This window comes from Tabrizicola thermarum (assembly GCF_003574395.1).
GTDB lineage: Bacteria > Pseudomonadota > Alphaproteobacteria > Rhodobacterales > Rhodobacteraceae > Tabrizicola > Tabrizicola thermarum.
On sequence record NZ_QMJY01000041.1, the window covers coordinates 1 to 542 of the forward strand.

The 542-nt window shown below is 66.4% G+C and carries 1 protein-coding gene; it reads right to left on the reverse strand.

All coding sequences use genetic code 11. The annotated features are described in order from the left end of the window. Positions 1 to 261: 261 nt before the first annotated feature. Positions 262 to 542, reverse strand: a 281-nt coding sequence (locus D5084_RS09060; RefSeq protein WP_155523119.1) for a transposase, incomplete at its 5' end; no start/stop codon positions are given.

A 542-nucleotide genomic window follows, 5' to 3' on the forward strand; every position in this document is an offset into this window, starting at 1 on the left:
CATGTGTAACCGCCCCTTGCGCAAGAGGGAACTTCGGGCCTGATCCCGGCGCGTCATCGGGTGCTGACATGTGTCCGGCCTCAGATGCGGCGTCACACATGCCGCGGGCCCGTATGGTGTTCGCGGGTCGGATCCAGATCAAAGCCGCGTGCTCGAAGGCACTCTGTTGCACACTGGTTCTCCCGATCCCGTCTCACGACTGTTGCGCCAAACTGCTCCTTGCCCTCTTTCGCTCCGACGTCCTCGCGACCGACGGAAGGCTTACGCCGCCGCGGCCGGAGACTGGTAGACGCCGCCCCGTGCCATCAGGGCCCAGACGATCCGCGCCATCTTGTTCGCCAGCGCCACCCGCACAAGCATCGGCGGCTTGCGCGTCAACATCCCGCCCAGCCACGTGCCCGGTCGGGTGGCGGCATGGACGTGCCGCTTGATGATCACGCTGTTGGCGCCAATGATCAGCAGCCGCCGGAGGGAGCGCTCGCCCATCTTCGTCGTGGCCCCAAGGCGCTGTTTGCCCCCGGTCGAATGCTGTCGTGGCACCA